We start from the raw sequence: 21,441 nt of genomic DNA on the forward strand, positions 1-21,441 counted from the left end.
CGTGTTCCTTATTTGACTGCGCCGAAGGTCAGGCCGCGGACGAGCTGTTTCTGACTGAACCAGCCGAGGATGACGATGGGCGCGATCGCCATGGTCGATGCGGCGGAGAGCTTGGCGTAGAAGAGCCCTTCGGGGCTGGAGTAAGAGGCGATGAAGGCGGTGAGCGGTGCGGCCTTTGAAGCCGTAAGGTTCAGCGTCCAGAAGGCTTCGTTCCAGGAGAGGATGATGTTGAGGAGCACCGTGGACGCGATGCCGGGTACGGCCATCGGCGTCAGCACATAGACGATTTCCTTCATCAACGACGCTCCGTCCATGCGGGCCGCCTCGAGGATTTCGCCGGGGATTTCCTTGAAGTAGGTGTAGAGCATCCACACGATGATCGGCAGGTTGATGAGGGTCAGCACACCGACGAGGCCGGTCCGGGTGTCGAGCAGTCCGAACTCGCGGAAAATGATGTATATCGGCACCAGCACGCCGACCGGCGGCAGCATCTTGGTGGAGAGCATCCACATCAGGATGTCCTTGGTGCGCTTGGTCGGCGAAAATGCCATGGCCCATGCGGCCGGAATGGCGATGATGAGGCCGAGCAGGGTGGAGCCGAACGAGATCACCACCGAGTTCATAAAGTGGCGGAAGTAGTTCGAGCGGCTCTGCACTTCCGCATAGTTTTCCGTCGTCCAGTCGAAGAACAGGAAGGAAGGCGGCGAAGCGATGGCTTCGGCTTCCGTCTTGAAGCTCGTCAGGAACGTCCAGAGGATCGGGAAAAAGATCAGGATGCCGAGCGTCCACGCGATGGCGGTCCAGACGACTTTGCGGCGGGTGGAAATAGCACGTGCCATATCAGCTCTCCAGGTTCTTGCCGATCAGGCGAATGAGGAAGAAGGCGACGATGTTGGCCAGCACCACGGCGACGATGCCGCCAGCAGAAGCGCCACCCACGTCGAACTGCAGGAGAGCCTGGGCATAGACGAGATAGGTGATGTTCGTGCTTTCATAGCCGGGGCCGCCATTGGTGGTGACGAGGATTTCGGCGAAGACGGAGAGCAGGAAGATCGTCTCGATCAGGATCACCACCGTGATGGCGCGGGCCATATGCGGCAGGATGATATAGATGAGCTTGGAGACGGGGCCTGCGCCATCCATCTCGGCGGCTTCCTTCTGCTCTTCGTCCAGCGACTGGAGCGCGGTCAGAAGGATCAGCGTGGCAAATGGCAGCCATTGCCATGCGACGATCATGATGATCGACAACAGCGGATAGTTGGCGAGCCAGTCGACCGGTTGCAGGCCGAGGAGCTTGGCGATCCAGGCGAAGAGCCCGTTGACCGGGTTCATCAGCATGTTCTTCCACACCAGCGCGGAAACGGTCGGCATGATGAAGAAGGGCGCGATCACCAGAATGCGCACAATGCCCTGTCCGAACATAGGCTGGTCTAGCAATAGCGCGAAGGCGATGCCGCCGATCACCGTAATGAGGAGGACGCCGCCGACCAGCAGCAACGTGTTGGTCAAGGCCGCGAAGAAGGCCGGGTCCGTTAGGAAGAAGCGGTAGTTCATCAGGCCGGCGAACTCTTCCATTCCCGGCATCAGAAGATTGTAGCGCAGGAAGGAGAAGTAGACCGTCATCACCAGCGGCACGATCATCCATGCCAGCAGGAGCAGAACGGAGGGCGCCATCATCAGGCGCGCCGAGGAGTGGGTGTGCGTAGTCGCCATGACGATCCCGCGCCTTTCTCGATCGCAGTTTTCAAATGTCGGTTTTTAGGTTTCGGCCATCTGCGGAGGGCCGCGGCAGTCCCGAAAAGAGAAGCGGGATGAGAGGAGTGGCTGACGCCACCTCTTTCGATCCCGCTCCAGGCAGGCCGGACGCTCTCGTCGCCCGGCCCCAAGTCCACGGGAGCTTACTTGATGTAACCGGCCTTCATCATTTCGCGCTCGGTCAGCTGCTGGGCGTTTTTGAGCGCCTGATCGACGCTGACCTGTCCTGCAAGGGCGGCCGAGAACTGCTGGCCGACGGCGGTGCCGATGCCCTGGAATTCCGGAATGGCGACGAACTGAACGCCCACATAGGGAACGGGCTTGACCGAGGGGTTCTTCGGATCGGCCGCATTGATCGAGTCGAGCGTCATCTTCGCGAAGGGCGCTGCCTTCTGGTATTCCGGGTTTTCATAGAGTGAGGTGCGGGTTCCCGGAGGAACGTTGGCCCAGCCATCCTTCTCGGCGACCAGCTTCAGGTAGTCCTTGCCGGTCGCCCAGGAGATGAACTTCTCGGCAGCGTCGGCTTTCTTGGTGCCGGCGGGAATGGCGAGGTTCCAGGCCCAGAGCCAGTTGCCGCGCTTGCCAAGCCCGGTGTCGGGAGCGAGCGCATAACCGACCTTGTCGGCGACCTTGGATTCCTTCGGGTTGGAGACGAAGGAGGCGGCAACCGTCGCGTCGATCCACATGCCGCACTTGCCGGTTTGGAAGAGCGCCAGGTTTTCGTTGAAGCCGTTGGAGGAAGCGCCCGGAGGGCCGGCGTCCTTCATCAGGTTGACGTAGAATTCGAGCGTGTTCTTCCATTCCGGTTGGTCGAACTGGGGTTTCCAGTTTTCGTCGAACCAGCGTGCGCCGAAGGCGTTGGAGGTGGCGGTCAGAAACGCCATGTTTTCGCCCCAGCCGGCCTTGCCGCGCAGGCAGATGCCGTAGACCTCATTCGCCTTGTCGGTCATCTTGCGGGCCGCATCGGCAATGAAGTCCCAGGTCGGAGCGTCGGGCATGGTCAGGCCGGCCTTTTCCATCAGGTCCTTGCGATACATGACCATCGAGCTTTCGCCGTAGAAGGGCGCGGCATAGAGTTTGCCGTCATCGCCGGTCAGGCCCGAACGGATCGCCGGCAGGAGGTCGTTCACGTCGTAATCGGCGCCGAGGTTGTCGAGCGGCAGGAGCCAGCCCTGCTTGGCCCAGATCGGAACCTCGTAGGTGCCGATCGTCAGCACGTCGAACTGTCCGCCTTTCGTGGCGATGTCAGTCGTCACTTTCTGGCGCAGCACGTTCTCTTCGAGCGTTACCCATTCGAGGTCGATACCGGGATTTTTCGCCTTAAAGTCGTCCGTCAGCTTCTGCATCCGAATCATGTCGCCGTTGTTGACGGTGGCGATGGTGAGGGTTTCGGCGGAAGCCAGGCCAGCCATGGCCAATACCGAGCATGCGCCCAGCAAAATTGTCTTCAATGTCATATCTTCCTCCCAGAAGAAAAATGAGCATTCGCTTTGCTCGTGAGCAATTTCTCACTCTGTCGCGTAAGGAGTCAATGCGGAATCCATGCTGCACTGCCGAAGGATGCAGTTAAGCATCTGCGTTAAAAGGGGGAATTGTTGTTTTCAGGAGATCTCAGGATTGCAGCAGGAAGCGGGCTGCATCCTCGTCTGTAATGAGCGCATTGATGTGCGAGCCGCGCAATGCAGCGCGGATGGCCGCATGCTTGCGCCTGCCGCGGGCCAATCCGATGACGCAGGAGGTATCGCGCGAGGGTAGCGGAATACTGGCCACCCGCTCGTTGACGGGGTTGTCGAGCAGCCTGCCGTCCGCATCGAAAGTCCAGCCGCAGATCTCGCCGGTGGCGCCGGCCTGCATCAGGCTTTCCACTTCCTGTGGTTGCAAGAAGCCATCCAGCAGGAGAGGGGCCTGCGGGTCGATTTCGCCGATGCCGACGAAGGTGACATCGGCCTTCGCGCCGAGTGCTATGGTCGGCCGCACGAGCGCCTGCTGGTGTAGCAGATCCCGTTCCGCACGGGACGAAACGAGCACAGGAAGCGGCATGGGGAAATGGCGTGCCTTGATGGCATCGGCCATGGAGAAGATGACGTTGTAATAGGCGGCTGAGCCGTCGGGGCTGATATTGCCGGTGAGCGACACGATGCGATGCTGCGGGCACTCCATCGGCGACAGCTGGTCGACGGCAGCGCGCAGGGTTCGTCCCGTGCCCATGGCGATGATCAGCGGATCGGGCTGTTTCAGCCAGCGTTCGAGTTCGGCAGCGCCGGCCTCGGCGACACCCGTCGGAGCAGCATCGGAGCCGTGATCGGTCGGGACGATTTCGACCTGCCGCAGGCCGTATTTCTTCTTGACCTCTTCGGCGAGTTCCATGCAGACGGCGATTGGATGGTCGAGACGGACCTTGATCAGCTTTTCGGCAACTGAGAGCGAAACGAGGCGCTGGGCGCTCTGGCGCGAAATCCCCATGGCAGCCGCGATCTCGTCCTGGGTCCGGCCGGCGACATAATAAAGCCAACCGGCGCGGGCCGCGTCGTCAAGCCGTCCGAAATTGCCAGCTCTTTTCGCCATCGAAATCCTCTGCTCGATTTTGAGTAGCGTTGCAGTTGCTGGGTGTCAATTCAGCTGCCAGCGCGGAGCTTACCGCTTGCTCGCCAGCCAGATCACATGACGGGCGCCGCCGCGCTTGCCGTTGGCGCGGGTATTGACCTCCTTCACCGCGAAGCCGCTGCTTTGTAGGCGGCGGGTGAAGCCGGCATCGGGGCCAGAGGACCAGACCGCGAGCACGCCGTTGGCTCGGAGCGCGACCTTCGACGCATTCAGCCCGCCGAAATCGTAGAGGCCGTCATTCGAGGTGCGTGTGAGGCCATCCGGTCCGTTGTCCACATCCAGCATGATGGCGTCGAATTTGCCGGGCGAGGTGCGGATCAGCGCGCCGACATCGCCTTCATGGACCCGCACACGGGGATCATCGAGGCTTCCCTTGAAAATCTCGGCCATCGGGCCGCGCGCCCAGGCGACGACGGCGGGTACGAGTTCGGCAACGGTAACCTCCGCATCATCGGGCAGGACAGCAAGAGCTGCGCGCAGGGTAAAGCCCATGCCCAATCCGCCGATGAGGACCACCGGACGCTTCTTGTCCTTGATGTGCTCGCAGGAAAGCGTGGCCAATGCCTCCTCCGAACCGCTGAGGCGGCTGTTCATCAGCTCATTGGTGCCAAGCATGATGGAGAATTCCGTTCCCCGCTGCTTGAGGCGCAATTCACCGCCGCCCGGAATGCTGGCGATATCGAGCTGCTTCCAGGGGATCATGCCGGTCTTTCTTGATATCTGCAGGAGTTTTGCGCTCTCCTATCATGAGCGCATGCGATACTTCAATCACGTGACGCGGGCTGAGCCACGCCTGGCATGGCCGTGTCGGCGTCGATAATCATGCCTTGTTTTTTAATGATTGTTGAAAGGGGAAGAACCGGACAGAGGCGTCGTCGTTGCGTATGACAGCAAATTCTCTTGCATGCCCCTAAAATGAGAAATGCCGGTTATAGCGTCCTCCCACGCCAACCGGCATCCTCCTCCCTCCCGGAGTTTTAGAAGCCCCCTCCCGTCCGGCACCGAGTGCAGCAGACGGCCTCCTTGAGGGGTGAAGTCGAACTTAACAAGTTAATAAGATGGCATTCTCGAGAGATTGTCAAGCGCCTGAAACGCAGAAATGCACTTTGATATTTAACGCGTTAATCATCTGTGGATAACGCGACTGTGAGGTGGGTCGGGGGCGGGGCGGTGTTGCAATGGGTGCTGGACCTGCCTGCCAGGTAACCCGATCAATGTGCGTTCTTGCCGATGCCGAGAAATGATTGATATAGAGACGCCAAACAAAAGTTATATAAGTTATTCTTGAAATTATAAGAGGCCCACTTTCGCAGCCATGTCGATGCGGTGGCAGGGTCTCGGTGGGGACGACATGATGGACAAATACGGCGAGGCTGAGGACAGTCACAAGGATGGCAGTGCCAGCGCGCAGAGATTGCGGCTGCGCCATTTCTCACGTTCGATGCCGATGCTTCTTTTGCGCGCTCGCGAATCCGTCATGAAGCATTTCCGCAATGCACTACGCATGTACGACATTACCGAACAGCAATGGCGCATCTTGCGGGCGCTGGTTACGGTGAAGGAAATCGAGGTGACCGAATTGGCGCGCGCCACCTTCCTGCTCGGCCCGAGCCTATCGCGCATTCTGAAGGATCTGGAGGGACGGCATCTGATCGAACGTCATCCCGATGAAAACGACCTCAGGCGAGCCCGCATTTCGATCAGCGCTGCAGGACTTGAACTCATCGAGAAGATGACCCGTCATTCTGATGAGATCTACGGCGAGATCATCAACGCCTACGGCGCGGACCGCATGCGGGACTTGCAGAAGCTTCTGGAAGAACTGGAGACAGCGATGGCGCAAGTGGATGTGTCCGCAGTCGATGCCGCTGCGGGCTTCATTGATGACGATTGAGGTCTATTCTACCTGTTGACGGCGATAATCGCTGACTTCGCTCAGTTGTTACTGGAAGCACCGGCAATCCTCCGCCGGTTTGCCGATACGGCCGGGAAGGCGGCTATGAACATGTCTAAGATCGCGCAGATGCCGGGTCATCTCATTCGCCGCCTGAACCAGGTGGCCGTCTCCCTGTTTCTGGAGGAGATGGCCAAGGGGGGCTATGATCTGACGCCCGTGCAGTATGCAGCGCTGGCCGAACTGGAGATCGCGCCCGGGATCGATCAGGCGACCCTTGCTGCGCGCATCGCCTATGACCGTGCGACGATTGGCGGTGTGGTCAACCGGCTCGTGGCCAAGGGACTTGTCGATCGCGATACCAGCAGCCGGGACCGCCGCGCCAAGCAACTATCGCTCACGGAGGAGGGCAAGCGCGTTCGAGCCGACATCGAGCCGCTTGTCGAGGAGGTGCAGCGGCGCATTCTCACCGGGCTTTCGGTCGGGGAGGGTGAGGTGATGGTAAAGCTCCTGCAGAAGGCGGTGGAGGCCGGCAACGAGCATAGCCGCGCGCCGATGCGCAGCGACGACGAATAGGGCGTTCCCGATCTTTGAGGCTTATTCGTAGTCAGCCCGATTGATGCCGTGTCGCTGGAGCTTGTCGTAAAAGGTCTTGCGGGGGATCTGCAGCGCCTCGATCGTGCGGCGAACGTCTCCTTCATTCTCGATCAGCGCCGTGCGGATCAGTTCGGCTTCGTGCTGTTCCATCCGTTCAGGCAGGCTTGCGTGACCATCGGACGGTATGGTGCCCGTTGCCGCGGCGGGTGTGGCCGGTTCGGCGAGGCCTAGCGCCACCCGCTCCGCATAATGGGCGAGTTCGCGCACATTGCCCGGCCATGAATGGCTTGCGAGATGTTGGTGAACGGCAGAGGTGAGGGAGGGGGCCTCCCGCTTGAATCGCTCGGCGGCGCGGGCAAGGAAGTGAGAAAACAGCAGCGGTATGTCGGCACGCCGCTCGCGCAGCGGCGGAATGGAAACGGTCACCACATTGAGGCGGTAATAGAGGTCCTCGCGAAAATCGCCGCGCTCGGCCGGATTGCCAAGGTCGATCTTTGCCGCTGCAACGACTCTGAGATCGACCGGGCGGACATCGTTGGTGCCGAGCGGGCTCACCTCGCGCATTTCCAGAACGCGCAGCATCTTCACCTGCGTCGCAACCGGCATGCTCTCGATCTCGTCGAGGAAGAGCGTGCCGCCGCTTGCATGTTCGATCCGGCCAACGCGCTTCTTCTGGGCTCCGGTAAAGGCGCCGGCCTCGTGGCCGAACAGCTCGCTTTCGATCACCGTTTCCGGCAGCGCGCCGCAATTCAGTGCGACGAAATTGCCGTTCTTCCGGCGGCTCCAGCGATGCAATAGTGTAGCCACGACCTCTTTGCCGCTACCGGTCTCGCCGGCGACCAGCACGTCGACATCGGTATCGGCGATCTGGCGAAGCATCTGGCGCAGGTGTTCCATGGCCGGCGTCTGGCCGATGAGCGGCAGGTCGTCACGACTTTCCTCGGCCGCCTGCCGCAGGAACCGGTTCTCCATGACCAGACGGCGTTTCTCCACCGCGCGGCGCACGGTCTGCGCCAGCCGGTCGGCCGGAAACGGCTTGGCGATGAAGTCATAGGCGCCGTCATGCATGGCCTGCACGGCCATGGTGATATCGCCATGGCCGGTGATCAGGATGACCGGCAGGTCGGGATCGATGGTCTTGATGCGGGCGAAAAGCTCCAGTCCGTCCATTCCGGGCATGCGGATATCAGTGACGACGATGGCCGGGGTTGCGGCTGAAAGCGCGCCGAGAGCCGATTGTGCGTTGGCGTGATCCTCCACCGCGAAGCCGGCCAGTTCCAGCGTCTGCCGGGTGGCGCGGCGCAGGTCGGTGTCGTCATCGATCAGAATGATGTCGGTCTTGTCCTGCATGGGCTCAGGCTCGTTTCAGAGTTACGGTGAAGGTCGTTCCGTTCGGGCCGCTGTCCACGGCAATGCGTCCGCCATAATCTCCGACGATATCCTTGGAGATCACCAGCCCGAGGCCGAGGCCGCCTTCCTTTGAGGTGTTGAACGGCGTGAAGAGGCTCTTCAATATTTCGGGCGGAATGCCGGGACCGTTGTCGGAGACGACGATTGTTGCTTCTGCTTCGTCGCTTTCGCCCAGACGCACGACAATGTGTCCATCGGCATTGCCGGCAATGGCTTCAAGCGCGTTTTGCAAGAGGTTGATCAGCACCTGTTCAAGCCGCACACGGCTACCGAGAACGCGGATATCCGTTGGAATGTCGGCGATGCGCAGCATGTCCAGTCGGCCGGAGAAGCGGCTTCTGAGGAGCAGAAGGGCGCCATCGACGACGGTCTTGAGCCCAACGGGTTCGGCTGCCGCGCGGCCCTTGCGGGCAAAGGTTTTAAGTTCGTCGGTGATTGTTCCAATTCGCTCTGTGAGCTTGGCGATGAAGGCAAGGTTCTCTACCGCCGGTTCGTTTTGCCCGCGTGAGAGAAATGTACTGGCATTGTCGGCATAGGCGCGGATCGTGGCTACCGGCTGGTTGATTTCGTGGGCGACGCCCGCTGCGACCTGGCCGAGGATGGCGAGGCGGTTTGCCTGCACCAGTTCCTGTTGCACCTTCTGTAGCCGGGTCTCGGTGGCGTGGTGTTCCTCGATCTCGGTTTCCAGCCGGTCGCGGGCGAGGCTGAGTTCGCCGGTACGCTCCTTGACCTTGCGTTCCAGTTCGTCACGTGCTGCCCTGTCCACTGCCTCCCGCTGACGGGTGCGCTGCCATCTGAAGAGCAGTAACGCGCCAAGGCCGACCAGCGGCAGCAATCCCGCAAGCGCCTGCAGGCGCCCTTGCAGAATGCCGGCGGTCAGCGCTGCGTCGGCGGGCACCAGAAGATGCAGGCTCCACGGCGTTCCGGGTACGGGCGAGGCGAGAGCCAGGAAGCGCCCGGTCTCTCGCATGGGGGGCTCTTTGACGTTCACCAGTGGTCGGCCGCCGGCCTGGAGCGGCGGTGCGATCGGCAGCATCCTCAGCGAGGCTTCTCCGAATTGCAGGCTTTCGCGGATCGCTGCGCGCTTTTCGGGCGGAATGGCCGTAATCGACGAGAAGCGCCATTCAGGTCTGCTTGTAATCAACACGATGCCGTTGCGGTCGGTCACGAAGGTCGGCTTTCCGGAAAGGCCCCAGTCCTTTTCCAATCCGTCGAACTCCACCTTGACGACGACAACGCCCAGCGCCTTGCCGTTGCTGCCTTCTACGCGGCGGGAGAGGTAGAGGCCCGGTCGCTTGCTTACGGTGCCGAGCGCATAGTGCTCTCCGCGCCCCGTCGCCATCGCCTGGCTGAAATATTCCCGGAAACTGTAGTCGTTGCCGATGAAGCTGTCGGTCTGTTGCCAGTTGCTGGCCGCGATGGCTATGCCGTTTGGCGGAATGACGTAGATGACGGCGGCCTGGCTATCCTCGACCAGCTTTTCCAGCTTGCGGTTGAGGTGATCTATTTCACCCTCGCTGCCGGTAAAAAGGGCGCTACGCAATTCCGCGTCGTCGGCGAGTACAAGGGGCAGGGATCGCGGGCGTTCCAGTACGGCCTGCAGCAGCGCGCTCTTCAGTGCCACGTCATTGCCGGCATCATCCGCCAGGGCGACCAGCGCAGCTTCTCGGCCGACGCGACCCGCGTAATAGGAGCTGGCCGCGAGGATGATAGCAGCGACCAGAGCGAATACGGCCCAGACGGTGCGATCCTTTATTTTAGGTCCAGAATACATGTTTTGACTGTGCGTCAAATCGCACGGAAAGCCAAGGTGGTCGTGCGGAAAATCGCACTCTCGCTGATTTCATGGTGATTTCGTGGATCCATAAATCTATTCGAATCAATGAGATGAATGAAGTTTCACAATTCTGGCACAGCTCTTGCAAATTCGTAAATACAACGATGAACCGTTGCTAACGTTCAAATTGCTGTGCCCGGGAGGCCGGAACGAGTTCCGACAGGGTACGAAACGGAGGACATCATGAATATCCCGTCCGCGGCTCCGATTTCCGGGGCCAAGCAGCCTTTTTACAAGCATCTCTACTTCCAGGTTCTGGCGGCTATCATTGCCGGCATCCTGCTCGGCCATTTCTACCCGGATATCGGCACGCAGTTGAAGCCGCTTGGTGACGCCTTCATCAAGCTCGTCAAGATGATCATCGCTCCGGTCATCTTCCTGACGGTCTCCACCGGCATCGCCGGCATGACCGACATGAAGAAGGTCGGTCGCGTCGCCGGCAAGGCGATGCTCTACTTCCTGACCTTCTCGACGCTGGCGCTGGCTGTCGGCCTGATCGTCGCCAACGTCATCCAGCCGGGTTCGGGCATGCATATCGATCCGGCCTCGCTCGACGCCAAGGCGGTCGCTTCCTATGCCGAAAAGGCGCATGACTCGACCATTGTCGGCTTCCTGATCAACATCATCCCCACGACCATTGTCGGTGCCTTCGCCGATGGCGATATCCTGCAGGTGCTGTTCTTCTCGGTGCTCTTCGGTATTTCGCTGGCGCTGGTCGGCGAACGCGGCCAGCCGGTCACCGACTTCCTGCATGCCGTCATCAATCCGGTCTTCAAGCTGGTCGCCATCCTGATGAAGGCCGCCCCGATCGGCGCCTTCGGTGCAATGGCCTTCACAATCGGCAAGTACGGCATCGCATCGGTCGCCAACCTCGCCATGCTGATCGGCACCTTCTACCTCACCTCGATCCTGTTCGTGGTCGTGGTTCTCGGTGCGGTCGCCCGCTACAATGGCTTCTCCATCCTCTCGCTCATCCGCTACATCAAGGAGGAGCTGCTTCTGGTTCTCGGCACGTCTTCTTCCGAAGCCGCGCTGCCGGGCCTGATGAACAAGATGGAAAAGGCCGGCTGCAAGCGCTCGGTCGTCGGTCTGGTTATCCCGACCGGCTATTCCTTCAACCTCGATGGCACCAACATCTACATGACGCTTGCCGCGCTGTTCATCGCCCAGGCAACAGACATCCATCTGTCGCTCGGCGACCAGATCCTGCTGCTCGCCGTCGCCATGCTGAGCTCGAAGGGTGCCGCCGGCATCACCGGCGCAGGCTTCATCACGCTTGCCGCAACGCTTTCGGTCGTTCCGTCCGTTCCGGTTGCCGGCATGGCGCTGATCCTCGGCATCGACCGTTTCATGTCGGAATGCCGCGCCCTCACCAACTTCATCGGCAATGCGGTCGCGACCGTGGTGGTTGCTCGTTGGGAAGGCGAGCTGGATGAGAAGCTCTTCCATGCGGCCCTCGGTGGTGTTGTCTATGAGGATGAAGCCAAGCGTCCGGAGTTGCAGGCGGCGGAATAAAACGTTCGTTCGGTGCCGACCCAAGACGGCGACCGGATATAAAACGCGGCCCGACCTAAGCGGGCCGCGTTTTTTTATGTGTGGAATGTTTGCAGGGAAGCAGAACCGCTTCCAAGGCGCGATCACTTTGTTTTCACGCGATTCTTGACGCTAGACCAGTTCCTGCTTTTGCCGGAATTACTTTATTCCGCAGCCATGATGTGGAAGGCCTGAGGCACGTCCGGATGCTGGGCCTTGCCCATCAGATAAATCAGGCAGCTTGTTCTCAGGAGCGAGGCGAAGTTGGAAACCATGCCGTTACGCTCCAATGCTTCGTCATAAAGGGTGGATAGAAATCGTGAGGTCGACATCGACTGTCCCGCAGCGATCTCATCGATCAGGTCCCAGAAGGCGGCTTCGATCTGGATGCTGGTCGAATGACCACCGATCCTCACAGAGCGGTTGACTGCGCGGTAGCGGGCCGGATCTTGTCCGGCAAAGACTTCACACATGGCATGCTCCTCCGGTGTTTCTTGTTTTGTAGGGCATTATGGGGCGGGGCGTGATCGTGGTCAATTTCGCAAATCGCCGTAATGCTTTGCCTCAAACAGAAAGAATACGAAAAAAACCACTCGAAATCATGGGTGCGGTAGTGGGCTGCTACCCGATTTGCCACCGGCATAGGAAACTCTTCAGCATTGATGATTTGCATGAAACAGGAGTTGCCCTTGGCGAAGATGATCCATTCGATGATCCGGGTGCTGGAAGAAGCCCGGTCTGTCGCGTTCTACGAACAGGCCTTTGGCCTGCGGATTGCCGAAAGACTGGATTTCGACACCTTCACGCTGGTTTATCTGAGCAATGCGGAGATGGAGTTCGAGCTCGAACTCACCGTCAACAAGGACCGCGAGGAAGCCTATGATCTCGGCAATGGCTACGGCCATCTTGCCGTGAGCGTCACCGATCTCGATGCCGAGCACAATCGGCTTACGGATCTCGGGCTCAACCCGAACAAGATCGTCGAGTTCAATCGGGACGGGGCACTCTTCGCCCGCTTCTTCTTCATCACCGATCCGGACGGCTACAAGATCGAGGTTCTGCAGCGTTACGGACGTTTCAAGTGATCCGCCCCGCCGGAGGGTTGGAGGACCTTCCGGCAATGCGTTGAAATCGGGCGGCGCGTTCGCGCGCCGCTCCTGACGGACCGGAGGATGAGGGGCCGTCGATTGCCACAAGACCTTGGGAGGAGACTGACGTGGTAACACTTTTTGAAAAGACCAATGGGGAAAAGACCAGTGGGCTTTCGCGCCGTGACCTGTTGAAAACCGGTAGCGTGGGTGCGCTGCTCGTCATCAGCGGTTCGGCGGTGATCTGTCCGCAGGCGGCCTGGGCGCTCGAAGCCAAGGCCCTCAAGCCCGAAACCATGGCGACGCTGATCAAGCTCGCCCGCGATATCTATCCGCACGACCAGCTTGCCGACCGGTTCTACGCGATCGCGGTCAAGGGACAGGACGATCTCGCCGCAAAGGACGCGGCCCACAAGAAGCTGGTGGAAGAGGGTATTGCCGATCTCGACAAGCGTTCAGGCCCCGGCGGCTATTCTGGGCTTGGCTGGGAGGACCAGCGCGTGGCGATCCTGCGCGATATCGAGAAGACCCCCTTCTTCCAGGCGGTACGGGGCGACCTCGTGGTCAGCCTCTATAATCAGAAGGAGCTGTGGCCGATCTTCGGCTATGAGGGCGAGTCCTTCTCGAAGGGTGGCTATATCCACCGCGGCTTCGACGATCTCGAATGGCTCTGACGCCCCGATTGTAACCCGACGATGCAAGCCGCCCGAGGAGGCCCGCTGATAGCGGAGCGGCGGCGCATTGACGAAATTCCGGATTGATATTCCTGGGAGGAAACCATGGCAGCGCCTTATGATCTCAACGACGACAGTGTGGTCGTCATCATCGGTTCGGGTGCGGGCGGCGGAACGCTCGGCAACGAACTTGCCCAGAAGGGCATCGACGTCGTCGTTCTCGAAGCCGGAAACAGGATCGAGCACGAGGATTTCATCAACGACGAATGGGACAGTTTCGCCCAACTCGCCTGGCTTGACCACCGCACCACTGGCGGTGGCTGGCGGGTGGCGAAGGACTTTCCCAATCTGCCGGCCTGGATCGTCAAGGCGGTCGGCGGCACCACCACCCATTGGGCGGGCGCCTCGCTGCGTTTTCAGGAACATGAGTTCAGGACGCTCACCCATTACGGCAAGGTGAAGGGCGCCAACCTTCTCGACTGGCCGATCACACTTGCTGACCTCGAACCTTATTATGCCAAGGCCGAGGACAAGATGGGCGTGACCCGCACCAACGGCATCGAGGGACTGCCGGGGAGCAACAATTTCAAGGTCTTCAAGGCAGGTGCCGACAAGCTTGGTTATCAGGAATGTCACACCGGCCGGATGGCCATCAACTCTGCCGACCGTGACGGTCGTGTCGGCTGTCAGCAGACGGGCTTCTGTTTCCAGGGCTGCAAGTGGGGTGCCAAGTGGTCGACGCTCTACACCGAAATCCCGAAGGGCGAAGCGACCGGCAAGCTGGAAGTCAGGCCCAACTCTCACGTGGTGAAGATCGAGCATGACAAGTCGGGCAAGGTGACGGCGGTCGTCTATGCCGACAAGGACGGCAAGCTGCAGAGCCAGAAGGCCCGCATCGTCGCCGTCGCCGGCAATTCCATCGAAAGCCCGCGACTGCTGCTCAACTCGCATTCCTCGATGTTCCCGGATGGTCTTGCCAACTCGTCCGGGCAGGTGGGCAAGAACTACATGCGCCACACGACCGGCTCGGTCTATGCCGTGTTCGAAAAGCCGGTGCACATGTATCGCGGGACGACGATGGCCGGCATCATCCGCGACGAAGCGAAGCACGATCCGTCGCGCGGCTTCGTCGGCGGCTACGAGCTCGAAACGCTGTCGCTCGGTCTTCCCTTCATGGCGGCTTTCCTTGATCCGGGTGGCTGGGGCCGCTCGTTCACCTCGGCGCTCGACAACTACGCCAACATGGCCGGCATGTGGATCGTCGGCGAGGACATGCCGCAGGAGCAGAATGCGGTGAAGCTGCACAAGGAGCTCAAGGACAAGTACGGAATGCCGATCCCGGATGTCTGGTTCACCGACCATCCGAACGACGACGCCATGCGCAACCACGCCTACAAGCAGGGCATGGCGCTCTACGAAGCGGTCGGGGCAACCCGTTCTTTCCCGACGCCGCCTTATCCCTCGACCCACAATCTCGGCACCAACCGGATGAGCGAGAAGGCTCAGGATGGCGTGGTCAACAAGCATGGCCAGACCCACGACATCAAGAACCTGTTCATCTCTGATGGCAGCCAGTTCACGACGGGCGGCGCGGAGAACCCGACGTTGACCATCGTCACGCTGGCGATCCGGCAGGCGGAATATATCGCCGGGCAGATGGGCTCAGGCGTAATCTAAGGCATGTCGCGAATAAGTGTGGAGCGGTTTTGCGGCAACGACATGCGATGAGGCAAGAGCTTCAAGCGTATGGAGCGCATCAGCGAGATCGCGGCACGCTTCAAGGAAACCTCCCTGCGGGCGGGGGCGGGGCTTCGGCCTTGCCTCCGTTCGCAGTCATTCCGTTCCTGATGATATCGGGAGGCGGTTGAAGCGGACCCGAGCCAGCTTTCCGATCTTGCCGGGATCAGTTGCGGAATACGGTCAGCGTTTTTGCCCGCTCGCGGGTCTTGTCCATCACGCGGCGAAGACGGGCCTTGGCGGGTGGTGTTTCCGTCGTCTCGTCGGACGCCACCGTCATGGCATTGCCTCGCCAGACAAAGCCGTTTCCGAACCATGCCGCGATCCACAGAACCGGAAGCGCGATATCCCTCGCCACTGTGGCCGGCAGGCCAAGGAGGCCCGTATGCCAGCCGAAGCTTCTGTTGAGCAGGGTTTCCCCGCCATACCATGCGACGAGGTAGAGGAGCGCGCTCAAGGGCGAGCAGGTGCCGGTTGCAACGAGGGCTGTCAATGCGGCGAGCGGCAGGGCTGCGCCGGCAATGAGTTCGGGCACGAAATAGAGCGGGAAGGACGCGCGCCGCAGGCGAGCCCAGCGCAATTGCCGCTTCCACACCGAGGCGAGATCGCGGCGACCGAGCGGCTGGGGGAAGGGCTGCTTCACCAATCGGACCTTGAGGCCCAGCCCGCGGATCAGGCCGGTCGTCGCCGCATCTTCCGCCACTTCCTCGCCGAGCCGCTCGAAACCGCCGGCGCGGGCCATGATCTGGCGGTTGAGCAGCATGGTCTTGCCCTGCGCGAAGCCAAGCCCGATGGCATCGGCCAGCAACTGCCAGCGGGCCTGGAAGCCGTTCAGCCATGCGCATTCCAGCTCGGCGGCGAAGCCTTCCGGCGCGGAGCCGATGGGCGGCGAGCACACGGCTCCCGTGCCGGGAAGCCAGCGCGCGAAGAGCTGGCGGATATAGTCTTCCGGCATCAGCACGTTGCTATCGGCCAGTACGATCCAGTCGTAGCGGGCGGATCGCCAACCCTTGATGACGTTATTGAGTTTCGGATTGACGCTGATCCTGTCGTCGCCGACCAGCAGGCGGGCAGGTATATGCGGATGCGACGCCATGCAGCGGCGGACGATCGCAATCGCGGGGTCGTTGGCGGTCGCCACGCAAAAGATGATCTCGTAATCCGGCCAGTCTAGCCGGAAGGTCGACTGGAGCGTCGTTTCCAGATTGTTTTCCAGACCGCAAACGGGCCTGACGATGGTGACGGCAGGCGGACGCGAAGGAAGAGGCTCCTCATGGCGCGTGCTTCTCCAGACGAGCACCAGAATGATGCTGGAGAGGTGAACAACAAGGGCTACCGCGCAGAACCATATCAGCAGAGTCATGGGACAACCTCACCGTTGAAGGTTCCGCATAGCACTGGCTTGTGACAGTTTGGCAAAGCTGCCTGTGACTGATTTCGTTGGGGATCATTGGCGCTGCGGTGGATGGTCGGGGAGGTTTCGCCGGACTGGCAAGTTGCGGGATTGACAGGGCGGACTTTCGGCTTTCAATCACTCCCGATCGAAACGCAGGACGGTGGTATCGCAATGACTTCGTCGGATGTCAGGCTGGAAGAGAGCTGGAAGCGGGTGCTGGGGCCGGAGTTCGCCAGCCCCTACATGCAGCAGCTCAGGGAGTTCCTGCTGGCGGAGAAGGCGAGCGGCAAGCGCATCTTCCCCAAGGGTAACGAATATTTCCGCGCTCTCGACCTGACGCCGCTCCAGAATGTCCGGGTGGTCATTCTCGGTCAGGATCCCTATCACGGTGCCGGGCAGGCCCATGGTCTCTGCTTCAGCGTGCAGCCCGGTGTTCGCACGCCTCCGTCGCTGGTCAATATCTACAAGGAAATGGCGACCGATCTCGGCATTGAGCCTGCCCGTCACGGCTTCCTCGAAAGCTGGGCGCGGCAGGGCGTACTCCTGCTCAACAGCGTGCTGACGGTGGAGGAGGCGAGGGCCGCGGCGCATCAGGGGCATGGCTGGGAGCGCTTCACCGACGCCGTCATCCGGGCGGTCAACGACGAATGCGAAAACGTCGTCTTCATGCTTTGGGGTTCCTATGCGCAGAAGAAGGCTGCCTTCGTCGACCGAGAGCGCCATCTGGTGCTGAAGGCGCCGCATCCGTCGCCGCTTTCGGCCCATAACGGCTTCTTCGGCTGCCGCCATTTCTCCAAGGCCAACGACTTCCTGAAATCCCGCGGGCTGGAGCCGATCGACTGGCGTCTTCCGGAGCGTGTGGACGTCGCATAATAGAGAATTCCCGGCGAGAACGGATTCGCCATCGATGCTCCATCTTCCTGCTTCGACACCGGCCTTGCCCGGCCACTGTTGATAGGGCGCATGCTCCCTAAAAATCTATTGATTTTGGAAAATGTCGCGTTCAGTCTGCGCGGCAGCTATTTGATATATTTTCAGGATATTGGTTATGTTGCCCTCGCGGTTTTCCTGCCCGGTGTGGAGACGGCCCGATCGTGACCGGATTGCTGTTGCGCCGGTTGGTCCACGGGAGGTGGTTGACCTTGTCGTCGTCGGGGCAGGTTTTCAGGGTCTTTCGACGGCGCTTGCCGCAGCCCGCAGCGGGATGGTCGTCAGGGTGGTGGAGGCCCGCGACATCGGCGAAGGGGCTTCCGGGCTCAATGGCGGACAGGTCATTCCCGGTCTCAAATACGATCCCGAATGGCTGATCGCCCGTTTCGGCGAAGAGAAGGGCGAGCGGCTGATCGATTTCGCTTCGCGCACGGCCGATGCCGTTTTCGATCTCATCGAGGGCGAGGGGCTCGACGTCGAGCACCTGCGCAACGGCTGGATACAGGCCGCGCATACGCATACGGCGATGGGCAATGCCGAGGAGCGCAACAGGCAGTGGCGCGCTCGTGGTGCCGACGTGACACTGCTCAATGCATCCGATATCGCCCTTATGACTGGCGCACACGGCTATCTGGGCGGTTGGCTCGACCGGCGGGCAGGCGTCATCAATCCGCTTGCCTTCGTCTGCGAACTCGCGCGTCTCGCGGTTGCTGCCGGTGTCCGCATCGCTACGGGAGAGACCGCCACTGGGCTTCGTCAGGAGAGCGGCGCCTGGACGGTTTCGCTTTCCGGCGGCCAGTCGATTTCGGCCCGCACCGTTCTGCTGGCGACCAACGCCTATTCCGGCCGTCTGGTGCCGGGGCTTGCCCAGAGCCTCGTGCCGCTGCATTCCTTCCAGATCGCCACCGCGCCGCTGAGCGAAGCGCAGCAGGAAGCGATCCTGCCTCATGGGCAGGCAGTTTCCGACAGCCGGCGCATCCTCGTCTATTATCGCAAAAGCCCGGATGGTCGGCTTGTACTCGGCGGGCGAGGGCGAATGTCCGAGCCGAAGAGCGAGGAAGACTGGGCGCATCTGCAGCGCGCGTTGCTGCGCCTCTTCCCCGCGCTTAGTGATATCTCCATTGCCCACAGGTGGTTCGGCCGGGTGGCCGTGACACCGGATCATCTGCCCCATGTTCACGAGCCGGAAAAAGGCCTGCTGATGGTTGCCGGCTGTCAAGGGAGGGGTGTCGGCCTGATGACTGCGATAGGGCCGCGACTTGCGAAGTATATCGAGACAGGCGACCGGACGGCCCTGCCTTTCCCCGTCTCCGCCATTCATCCCATTCCGTTTCACGGTCTTCGGCAAATCGGCGTGGCGGCGGCAATCGCTTGGTATCGTCTGCTGGACGGTCTGGAGAAGTAACCCCGTACATCGTTGAATATTTGCGCCGCCTGTGACGCGATCTTCTTGCGGTCGACTTTGCCTTGAAGGATAGTTCGCTGCGACAAACACGCCCCCACTTCCTTCCAAGGAGCCTTGCATGTCCAATCACCTGAAGTTTTTCATCGACGGCGCATGGGTCGATCCCGCGGTGCCTGCGGTTCTGGACGTGATCGATCCCTCGACTGAAGAGGCTTACACGCAGATATCGGTTGGTTCGAAGGCCGATGTGGACAAGGCCGTGGCTGCTGCGAAGAGGGCATTCTCCACCTTCTCGCTGTGGCCGGTGGCCGAGCGACTGGCGCTGCTGAAGAAGGTTCTCGAAGTCTATAACGAACGCTTCGAGGATATCGCCCAGGCTGTCAGCCAGGAGATGGGCGCCCCGCTTTCCTTCGCCCGCGAGGCGCAGGCATGGGCCGGGCGCGCCCACATGGAATCCACCATCGCAGCGCTCGAGACCTATGAGTTCTCGGAGAAGCGCGGCAGCACTACTGTGGTCAAGGAGCCGATCGGCGTCTGCGCGCTGATCACGCCGTGGAACTGGCCGCTCAACCAGATCGTCTGCAAGGTGGCCCCCGCCATCGCCGCCGGCTGCACCGTCGTGCTGAAGCCTTCCGAGATCGCGCCGATTTCCGGTGTCGTCTTCTCGGAGGTCATGGAAGCCGCCGGCGTGCCGAAGGGCGTTTACAACATGGTGCAGGGCAACGGCCCCGATGTCGGTCAAGTCATGGCCGGGCATCCCGATGTCGACATGGTTTCCTTCACCGGTTCCACCCGCGCCGGCATCATCGTCACCAAGACGGCCGCCGATACGGTCAAGCGCGTGGCGCAGGAGCTTGGCGGCAAATCGGCCAACATCATCCTGCCCGATGCGGATCTCGAAACGGCCGTTCGCAAGGGCGTGCAGGGTTGCTTCGGCAATTCCGGCCAGTCCTGCGATGCGCCGACACGCATGCTGGTGCCGGCCGACCGTCATGACGAAGCTCTCGGTTACGCGAAGTCAGAAGCCGAGACCTTCGTGGTCGGGGATCCGCGCTCGGAAGAAACGGTGCTCGGCCCGGTGGTCAGCCAGCTGCAGTTCGACAAGATCCAGCGCCTGATCGAAGCCGGCATCAAGGAAGGTGCGACGCTGGTGACGGGCGGTCCCGGTCGGCCGGAAAACCTCAATCGCGGCTACTACATCCGCCCGACCATCTTCGGCAATGTCACCAACGATATGACCATCGCGCGCGAAGAGATCTTCGGGCCGGTGCTGTCGATCCTGCCCTACAAGGACGAGGAAGAGGCTGTCACCATCGCCAACGACACCGTCTACGGGCTTGCGGCCTATGTGCAGTCGCAGGATATCGCCCATGCCCGCAAGGTGGCCGCTCGCATGCGGGCTGGGTCCGTCTACCTCAACTATCCTGAGTGGGACACGTTCGCGCCGTTCGGCGGCTACAAGCAGTCCGGCAACGGCCGCGAATATGCGGATTGGGGCATTCACGACTTCCTCGAAATCAAGGGCATCGTCGGCTACGGCGACTGAACCTCGATCTGATCCATCGACAACCGGAAGGCTCGCGGTCGAAGCGAGCCTTTCTCATTCCGCGACCGAAAGCGCCGCAGCCTGAGCTTGTGGCGGTCTTGCTGTCGCGATACTCCTTGCCGCATTCTCGTTCATACCGGTTTTTCCATGACCCTCGACGACCCCCGTCAATATCGTCTCGGCGTGTTGTATGTCGCGATATCCGCGCTCGCCTGGTCTACGTCCGGTCTGTTCATCCGCACGATCACGACCGATCTGATGACCATGCTGTTCTGGCGTGGCCTCGTGTCGGGCAGCTGCGTGCTGATGCTGTTCTTCTACATGGAGCGTGGTGCCGCGATCACGATCCTCAAGCGCATGCGCGCGCCGTCGTTCATGGCGATGTTCTTTTCCGCCGTCAGCATGATCTCCGGCATCGGGTCGATGTATTACACGTCGGTTGCAGATGCGATGGTGATCTATGCCACGGTGCCTTTCGTGACCGCCGGCGTCGCCTATCTGTGGATAGGGGAAAAGCCGACGCGAGCAACCCTGATCGCCAGCGCCGTCGCGATCTGCGGCGTGCTGGTCATGCTTGCAGATGGCGGTGAGACGGGCGGCTTGCTTGGCAAGGGGCTTGCCGTCGTCATGACGCTTTCCGTTGCTGTGCTCGCAACCGTTATGAGGAAATATCGCGGCGTACCAATGTTGCCGGCAATGGCGGGCTCCGCTTGGCTCTGTTCGCTGATGACCTTCCCGTTCGCAGCGCCTCTTTCTGTCAGCGCCAGCAATATGGGGCTTATCGTCGTCTTCGGCATTGTGCAGAATGCGGCCGGTCTGGTTCTTTATACGGCAGGCTCCCGCCGGGTTCCCGCTGCCGATGCCAGCCTGCTAACCTCGCTGGAGGTGCCGCTGACGCCGTTGTGGGTGTGGCTGATCCTTGGCGAGACGCCGTCGGCGGCGACGATGATCGGCGGCCCCATCGTGCTCGCGGCGCTGTTCGGCCATATCTTCCACGAAGTCCGGCGTGACCGGACCGATGTCGTTACGAGTTAA

General features: G+C 61.0%; 19 protein-coding genes. 10 read left to right on the forward strand and 9 right to left on the reverse strand.

The annotated features are described in order from the left end of the window. Positions 1-8: 8 nt before the first annotated feature. From H4I99_RS08990 to H4I99_RS09010, 5 genes are all read right to left on the reverse strand, one after another. Positions 9-839, reverse strand: a complete 831-nt coding sequence (locus tag H4I99_RS08990; RefSeq protein ID WP_163900638.1) for a carbohydrate ABC transporter permease — start codon at positions 837-839, stop codon at positions 9-11. Position 840: 1 nt separating this feature from the next. Continuing rightward, positions 841-1,713 carry a carbohydrate ABC transporter permease gene (locus tag H4I99_RS08995; RefSeq protein ID WP_163900636.1) on the reverse strand — a complete coding sequence of 291 codons (873 nt, stop codon included), beginning with the start codon at positions 1,711-1,713 and terminating at the stop codon, positions 841-843. A 185-nt stretch (positions 1,714-1,898) separates the two neighbouring features. Next, positions 1,899-3,212, reverse strand: a complete 1,314-nt coding sequence (locus tag H4I99_RS09000; protein ID WP_163900634.1) for an ABC transporter substrate-binding protein — start codon at positions 3,210-3,212, stop codon at positions 1,899-1,901. A gap of 154 nt (positions 3,213-3,366) precedes the next feature. After that, the gene (locus H4I99_RS09005) at positions 3,367-4,320 is read right to left on the reverse strand and encodes a sugar-binding transcriptional regulator (protein WP_163900632.1); all 954 of its coding nucleotides are present in this window, start codon (positions 4,318-4,320) and stop codon (positions 3,367-3,369) included. 69 nt (positions 4,321-4,389) lie between these two features. Continuing rightward, positions 4,390-5,061, reverse strand: a complete 672-nt coding sequence (locus H4I99_RS09010) for a spermine/spermidine synthase domain-containing protein (protein WP_163900630.1) — start codon at positions 5,059-5,061, stop codon at positions 4,390-4,392. Between the two features lie 649 nt (positions 5,062-5,710). On the opposite strand from H4I99_RS09010, the gene hpaR reads away from it, so the two are divergent. Continuing rightward, positions 5,711-6,253: a homoprotocatechuate degradation operon regulator HpaR gene (gene hpaR, locus H4I99_RS09015; RefSeq protein WP_163900628.1), complete on the forward strand. Its 543-nt coding sequence runs from the start codon at positions 5,711-5,713 to the stop codon at positions 6,251-6,253. Between the two features lie 105 nt (positions 6,254-6,358). Continuing rightward, positions 6,359-6,829 (forward strand): MarR family winged helix-turn-helix transcriptional regulator, encoded by a 471-nt coding sequence (locus tag H4I99_RS09020; protein ID WP_244624984.1) that lies wholly within the window; start codon positions 6,359-6,361, stop codon positions 6,827-6,829. A gap of 21 nt (positions 6,830-6,850) precedes the next feature. Here the strand turns inward: H4I99_RS09020 and H4I99_RS09025 are convergent, their stop codons facing one another. Both H4I99_RS09025 and H4I99_RS09030 read right to left on the reverse strand, forming a co-directional pair. Further along, positions 6,851-8,200 carry a sigma-54-dependent transcriptional regulator gene (locus H4I99_RS09025; protein WP_163900626.1) on the reverse strand — a complete coding sequence of 450 codons (1,350 nt, stop codon included), beginning with the start codon at positions 8,198-8,200 and terminating at the stop codon, positions 6,851-6,853. A 4-nt stretch (positions 8,201-8,204) separates the two neighbouring features. Continuing rightward, a complete protein-coding gene (locus H4I99_RS09030) occupies positions 8,205-10,034 on the reverse strand; it encodes a sensor histidine kinase (protein ID WP_163900624.1) in 1,830 nt (609 codons plus the stop codon). Positions 10,035-10,280: 246 nt separating this feature from the next. Between H4I99_RS09030 and H4I99_RS09035 the strand changes: the two genes are divergently transcribed. Next, positions 10,281-11,612, forward strand: a complete 1,332-nt coding sequence (locus H4I99_RS09035; protein ID WP_163900622.1) for a dicarboxylate/amino acid:cation symporter — start codon at positions 10,281-10,283, stop codon at positions 11,610-11,612. Between the two features lie 182 nt (positions 11,613-11,794). Here the strand turns inward: H4I99_RS09035 and H4I99_RS09040 are convergent, their stop codons facing one another. After that, positions 11,795-12,103, reverse strand: a complete 309-nt coding sequence (locus H4I99_RS09040; protein ID WP_163900620.1) for a ribbon-helix-helix domain-containing protein — start codon at positions 12,101-12,103, stop codon at positions 11,795-11,797. Between the two features lie 216 nt (positions 12,104-12,319). Between H4I99_RS09040 and H4I99_RS09045 the strand changes: the two genes are divergently transcribed. From H4I99_RS09045 to H4I99_RS09055, 3 genes are all read left to right on the forward strand, one after another. Further along, positions 12,320-12,715: a VOC family protein gene (locus tag H4I99_RS09045; RefSeq protein WP_163900618.1), complete on the forward strand. Its 396-nt coding sequence runs from the start codon at positions 12,320-12,322 to the stop codon at positions 12,713-12,715. Positions 12,716-12,846: 131 nt separating this feature from the next. Beyond that, entirely contained in the window at positions 12,847-13,392 is a 546-nt protein-coding gene (locus H4I99_RS09050; protein WP_163900616.1) for a gluconate 2-dehydrogenase subunit 3 family protein, read from the forward strand. A 105-nt stretch (positions 13,393-13,497) separates the two neighbouring features. After that, positions 13,498-15,069, forward strand: coding sequence for a GMC family oxidoreductase (locus tag H4I99_RS09055; protein ID WP_163900614.1), 1,572 nt, complete (start codon positions 13,498-13,500; stop codon positions 15,067-15,069). Between the two features lie 226 nt (positions 15,070-15,295). Here the strand turns inward: H4I99_RS09055 and H4I99_RS09060 are convergent, their stop codons facing one another. Then, on the reverse strand, positions 15,296-16,492 hold the full coding sequence (locus H4I99_RS09060; RefSeq protein ID WP_163900612.1) for a ceramide glucosyltransferase: 1,197 nt from the start codon (positions 16,490-16,492) through the stop codon (positions 15,296-15,298). A 204-nt stretch (positions 16,493-16,696) separates the two neighbouring features. On the opposite strand from H4I99_RS09060, the gene ung reads away from it, so the two are divergent. From ung to H4I99_RS09080, 4 genes are all read left to right on the forward strand, one after another. After that, entirely contained in the window at positions 16,697-17,398 is a 702-nt protein-coding gene (gene ung, locus H4I99_RS09065; RefSeq protein WP_163900610.1) for a uracil-DNA glycosylase, read from the forward strand. A gap of 175 nt (positions 17,399-17,573) precedes the next feature. Beyond that, positions 17,574-18,860, forward strand: a complete 1,287-nt coding sequence (locus H4I99_RS09070) for an FAD-dependent oxidoreductase (protein WP_163900608.1) — start codon at positions 17,574-17,576, stop codon at positions 18,858-18,860. A gap of 118 nt (positions 18,861-18,978) precedes the next feature. Beyond that, entirely contained in the window at positions 18,979-20,406 is a 1,428-nt protein-coding gene (locus tag H4I99_RS09075) for an aldehyde dehydrogenase family protein (RefSeq protein ID WP_163900607.1), read from the forward strand. Between the two features lie 147 nt (positions 20,407-20,553). Further along, positions 20,554-21,441 (forward strand): DMT family transporter, encoded by an 888-nt coding sequence (locus H4I99_RS09080; RefSeq protein ID WP_163900605.1) that lies wholly within the window; start codon positions 20,554-20,556, stop codon positions 21,439-21,441.

The sequence above is a fragment of the Paenirhizobium daejeonense genome, assembly GCF_014280875.1.
In the GTDB taxonomy this organism is placed as follows: Bacteria; Pseudomonadota; Alphaproteobacteria; order Rhizobiales; family Rhizobiaceae; genus Allorhizobium; species Allorhizobium daejeonense.

Coding starts and splice junctions, on each gene's coding strand:
- H4I99_RS08990 (WP_163900638.1), bottom strand. CDS start 839: ATGGCACGTGCTATTTCCACCCGCCGCAAAGTCGTCTGGACCGCCATC.
- H4I99_RS08995 (WP_163900636.1), bottom strand. CDS start 1,713: ATGGCGACTACGCACACCCACTCCTCGGCGCGCCTGATGATGGCGCCC.
- H4I99_RS09000 (WP_163900634.1), bottom strand. CDS start 3,212: ATGACATTGAAGACAATTTTGCTGGGCGCATGCTCGGTATTGGCCATG.
- H4I99_RS09005 (WP_163900632.1), bottom strand. CDS start 4,320: ATGGCGAAAAGAGCTGGCAATTTCGGACGGCTTGACGACGCGGCCCGC.
- H4I99_RS09010 (WP_163900630.1), bottom strand. CDS start 5,061: ATGATCCCCTGGAAGCAGCTCGATATCGCCAGCATTCCGGGCGGCGGT.
- hpaR (WP_163900628.1), top strand. CDS start 5,711: ATGATGGACAAATACGGCGAGGCTGAGGACAGTCACAAGGATGGCAGT.
- H4I99_RS09020 (WP_244624984.1), top strand. CDS start 6,359: ATGAACATGTCTAAGATCGCGCAGATGCCGGGTCATCTCATTCGCCGC.
- H4I99_RS09025 (WP_163900626.1), bottom strand. CDS start 8,200: ATGCAGGACAAGACCGACATCATTCTGATCGATGACGACACCGACCTG.
- H4I99_RS09030 (WP_163900624.1), bottom strand. CDS start 10,034: ATGTATTCTGGACCTAAAATAAAGGATCGCACCGTCTGGGCCGTATTC.
- H4I99_RS09035 (WP_163900622.1), top strand. CDS start 10,281: ATGAATATCCCGTCCGCGGCTCCGATTTCCGGGGCCAAGCAGCCTTTT.
- H4I99_RS09040 (WP_163900620.1), bottom strand. CDS start 12,103: ATGTGTGAAGTCTTTGCCGGACAAGATCCGGCCCGCTACCGCGCAGTC.
- H4I99_RS09055 (WP_163900614.1), top strand. CDS start 13,498: ATGGCAGCGCCTTATGATCTCAACGACGACAGTGTGGTCGTCATCATC.
- H4I99_RS09060 (WP_163900612.1), bottom strand. CDS start 16,492: ATGACTCTGCTGATATGGTTCTGCGCGGTAGCCCTTGTTGTTCACCTC.
- ung (WP_163900610.1), top strand. CDS start 16,697: ATGACTTCGTCGGATGTCAGGCTGGAAGAGAGCTGGAAGCGGGTGCTG.
- H4I99_RS09070 (WP_163900608.1), top strand. CDS start 17,574: ATGTTGCCCTCGCGGTTTTCCTGCCCGGTGTGGAGACGGCCCGATCGT.
- H4I99_RS09075 (WP_163900607.1), top strand. CDS start 18,979: ATGTCCAATCACCTGAAGTTTTTCATCGACGGCGCATGGGTCGATCCC.
- H4I99_RS09080 (WP_163900605.1), top strand. CDS start 20,554: ATGACCCTCGACGACCCCCGTCAATATCGTCTCGGCGTGTTGTATGTC.